The following is a 4,476-nucleotide window of genomic DNA, read 5'->3' as shown; positions in this document are numbered from 1 at the left end:
CCAATGCCAGCCAAAGCAAATCACGCGAAAAAGGCAATGGCACCGACTGGCGTGAAAGCGTGGTTGAAGCGGGCAATAAGCTTACTCTTATCATCGGTAATGACGCCAACATTGTGGCGGGACAAGTCAAAGGGGATAGGGTGGAAGCCGATATTGGTCATAACCTCAATATAGAATCGAAACAAGACCGCGATGAGTACCATTCCAAAAACAGCTCAACATCCTTGGGGGGCAGTGTTTCATGGGGGAGTACAAATGGCGCAAATGCTGCAGCAAGCCAAACCAAAATGGACAGCACTTGGCAAAGTGTGACGGACCAGTCGGGCATTTTTGCCGGCAAAGGGGGCTTTGACATTACGGTCGGCAACCACACCGACTTAAAAGGGGCGGTGATAGCCTCAGCAGCAAAAGACACGAGCAAAAACAAACTTGACACAGGCACAATCAGCTTTAGTGATATAAAAAACCAAGCGGACTACAAGGTAAGTAGCAGCAGTGCAGGCGTTAACACCAGTGGAATGCCATCGATACCAACGGGTCTTAACAAACAAGCAAGCAAAAACTCGACCACGCACTCAGCGGTATCGACAGGGACGATGGTTATCCGCCATGAAAGCGAGCAACAACAAGCGATTAACGAATTAAGTCGTGATACCGAGCATGCGAGTCATGCGCTCAAACATATCTTTAACAAAGACAAAGAGCAAAGCATCATCGACCAAACACGGCTCGTGAGTGAAATTGGTGGTGAAACATTAACCATGCTCAATCACATTGACCGAATCAGCGCCACCTCAAAAGCGAAAGAGGCGTTAAACAAAGAGCAAGAAAAGGCCAAAAACAATAAAACGGTCTTAACTGACGAACAGCAACAAAAAATCTACGAAGACGCCTACAAAGAAGCGATGAATCAAGGCATGTCGGCGATGGGCAGTGAAACCCGTCAAGGCATTGACATGGCGGTCAATCTTATCAACGGCATCATCAGTGGCGACATGACAGGGGCGGTTGCAGGGGCACTGGCACCAAAAATTGCCAGTGCCATAAAAAAACAAACCGAGCATTACAACCCTGAAACCGGCAAATGGGAAACAGACCACATTGCCAACACGGTCAGCCATGCCATCTTGGGCGGGGTGGTTGCGCAGCTGCAAGGCAACTCTGCCCTAGTGGGTGGCTTAGGCGCTGCCGCAAGTGAACGCAGTGCAGAAGTTATTGCAGGTATCCTTTACCCCGATAAAGACATCAAAGACCTAAGCCAAGAAGAAAGACAACAAATCAGCGCCCTATCCCAACTCGCGACTGGCCTAGCTACCGCGGCGGCCGGTGGTGATATCCAAGATATCAATACAGGCGTTGCGGCGGGGAAAAATGCGGTTGAGAATAATGGTTTGGCTAGAGGGGTAATAAAAGGACTAGAAAAAGGCTATGAATCATGCATGAAAATTCCTGCGTGTCGAAGTGGGTTAATGCAATTAGGTGTAAATTTTGGTTTAACTAATGAGCAAATACTAGAAGCGATGGAAGTTGGGCGAACACGAGATATCAATCAAATTAAAGAATTAACTCCAGAACAGATAGCTTGGTTAGATGCGCAAATACTGGCTAAAAAAGGACTAGCCTCAATCATGTTTGGTAACCAAACTTTTGGTGATAGAATTTATAATGAATCATCCGGTAATAACGATAATAACAATAATGCAGTATCGGGTTCAGGAAGTGTTGCCGCTGGTGGTGCTCCGGGATTACCGCCTGATGACGACGATGATAATAGACACAATCAAGATAACCAAAAGTACCAAAATAAGAAACAGCAAGAAAGATTTGATGAATTAAGGGATATCTATGATAAAAATAACCCTACCACAGATTTAAAAATTGATGGACAAACTATTCGGCAGGGTGCAGGTGGAAATCGTTACTCTACTCGCATTTATGAAAGTCAAAATTTGACAGATAAGCAGATATATAATTATGTTGAGGAACTAGCAGGACAACCATTAACAAAAGTTAAGGATGGTGTTTATACAACACGATTGCCGGATGGTACTAATATTACATTAAGAAATGTATCTCACTCTAATACAGGGGCACGTTGGACTGTTGATATAAAAAATAACCCAACTTTAACAAATTTATACAGAGGGTTGAGAACTGGAGCAGAAATTAAATTTAGATAGGAAAAAAATATGATAAACGAAAATGATTATAAAAATATTATTGATTGGTCAGAACTAAGAGCTTTTAGTGGATTATGGAATTGTATTGCACCTGATATGCTTCCTTCTCTAAAATTTATGGGAAATAAAATTCCTTTTCCAGAAAGAAAAGAATTATTTTTTTATTTTGTAAAGAGGTTACTAAAAGAAGGACGTCTTAAATTAGCAAAGAATGGTTGGCTTTTAGAAGGTTCAATAGAAGATCAAATAAAATTGTTTTATGAAGCCTTTCCGAAAACAGAAGATGAAATGTTTGATAAACAAAAATTGATGGATGATTATTGGTTTTTTGATGACTCTTGTCCAGCAGAAGCTGTTTGGGTTAATGATGATGGTTCTTTAGAATGGACTTAACTTGCTGGCGGCCCTATCCTAAATTTTGTGTATTTTCAGTTAAAGGTGACAGTTAACTCTGTCACTAAATTCTATATTCAATACGCCCTATCTTGAAATCTCACTTTAACCGATTCATCTTGCGTACTTTCCAGCAAATAATCAAATAATACAGATGACATTCAATGATTAGTTAGTCAATTTAGGATCTCACAAGATTATAAGACTATACCGTACTTTATTTACCGTATCCCTCTTAATGCAACTCGTCAAGTGATAAGCTGTTATTGAATTTTAATAAAATGAAACGGTATAGAATCCTGAATTATTTTTACAAAATAACCGCCCGCAATTAATGACGGACGGGGCATTATTATCCGGTAGCCGTGTCAAGGTGCAAGCGGAGCACGCTATTGAATCCTCGGGGGCGATATTAGGTAAAGCCTTAGTTATTATTATCTTTATACACAATTGTAAATAAAGTCTATCTATTTTAATTACAATTGCGCCATATATCCCTCTATTCAAAACATAAAAATACACCAATCCATTTTTTTCTTATCAAAAAATGAGCAGTGGCTCGTTGGGCGTGGGTTATCAAGTTGGGGGAGAAAAAAATGGTCTTAACCTATCAGCCAATGCCAGCCAAAGCAAATCACGCGAAAAAGGCAATGGCACCGACTGGCGTGAAAGCGTGGTTGAAGCGGGCAATAAGCTTACTCTTATCATCGGTAATGACGCCAACATTGTGGCGGGACAAGTCAAAGGGGATAGGGTGGAAGCCGATATTGGTCATAACCTCAATATAGAATCGAAACAAGACCGCGATGAGTACCATTCCAAAAACAGCTCAACATCCTTGGGGGGCAGTGTTTCATGGGGGAGTACAAATGGCGCAAATGCTGCAGCAAGCCAAACCAAAATGGACAGCACTTGGCAAAGTGTGACGGACCAGTCGGGCATTTTTGCCGGCAAAGGGGGCTTTGACATTACGGTCGGCAACCACACCGACTTAAAAGGGGCGGTGATAGCCTCAGCAGCAAAAGACACGAGCAAAAACAAACTTGACACAGGCACAATCAGCTTTAGTGATATAAAAAACCAAGCGGACTACAAGGTAAGTAGCAGCAGTGCAGGCGTTAACACCAGTGGAATGCCATCGATACCAACGGGTCTTAACAAACAAGCAAGCAAAAACTCGACCACGCACTCAGCGGTATCGACAGGGACGATGGTTATCCGCCATGAAAGCGAGCAACAACAAGCGATTAACGAATTAAGTCGTGATACCGAGCATGCGAGTCATGCGCTCAAACATATCTTTAACAAAGACAAAGAGCAAAGCATCATCGACCAAACACGGCTCGTGAGTGAAATTGGTGGTGAAACATTAACCATGCTCAATCACATTGACCGAATCAGCGCCACCTCAAAAGCGAAAGAGGCGTTAAACAAAGAGCAAGAAAAGGCCAAAAACAATAAAACGGTCTTAACTGACGAACAGCAACAAAAAATCTACGAAGACGCCTACAAAGAAGCGATGAATCAAGGCATGTCGGCGATGGGCAGTGAAACCCGTCAAGGCATTGACATGGCGGTCAATCTTATCAACGGCATCATCAGTGGCGACATGACAGGGGCGGTTGCAGGGGCACTGGCACCAAAAATTGCCAGTGCCATAAAAAAACAAACCGAGCATTACAACCCTGAAACCGGCAAATGGGAAACAGACCACATTGCCAACACGGTCAGTCATGCCATCTTGGGTGGGGTGGTTGCGCAGCTGCAAGGCAACTCTGCCCTAGTGGGTGGCTTAGGCGCTGCCGCAAGTGAACGCAGTGCGGAAGTTATTGCAGGTATCCTTTACCCCGATAAAGACATCAAAGACCTAAGCCAAGAAGAAAGACAACAAATCAGCGCCCTA

3 protein-coding genes are annotated in these 4,476 nt (G+C 43.2%); all 3 read left to right on the top strand.

The window, feature by feature from the left end:
* Positions 1-2,180: hemagglutinin repeat-containing protein (locus tag A9G23_RS01980; protein WP_176700587.1), on the top strand; the 2,180-nt coding region annotated here is incomplete at its 5' end.
* 9 nt (positions 2,181-2,189) lie between these two features.
* Entirely contained in the window at positions 2,190-2,573 is a 384-nt protein-coding gene (locus A9G23_RS01975) for a DUF596 domain-containing protein (protein WP_065586037.1), read from the top strand.
* A 547-nt stretch (positions 2,574-3,120) separates the two neighbouring features.
* Positions 3,121-4,476 (top strand): hemagglutinin repeat-containing protein (locus A9G23_RS01970; RefSeq protein ID WP_176700586.1); only part of this gene is annotated, 1,356 nt, incomplete at its 3' end.

The organism is Gilliamella sp. App4-10 (assembly GCF_001690495.1).
Taxonomy (GTDB): domain Bacteria; phylum Pseudomonadota; class Gammaproteobacteria; order Enterobacterales; family Orbaceae; genus Gilliamella; species Gilliamella apicola_G.
The sequence above is the reverse complement of the archived record's forward strand: the minus strand, read 5'-3'. Positions and strand labels throughout refer to the sequence as shown.

Excerpts from the sequence above, each read along its gene's own strand:
- A9G23_RS01975 (WP_065586037.1), top strand. The coding sequence starts at position 2,190 with ATGATAAACGAAAATGATTATAAAAATATTATTGATTGGTCAGAACTA.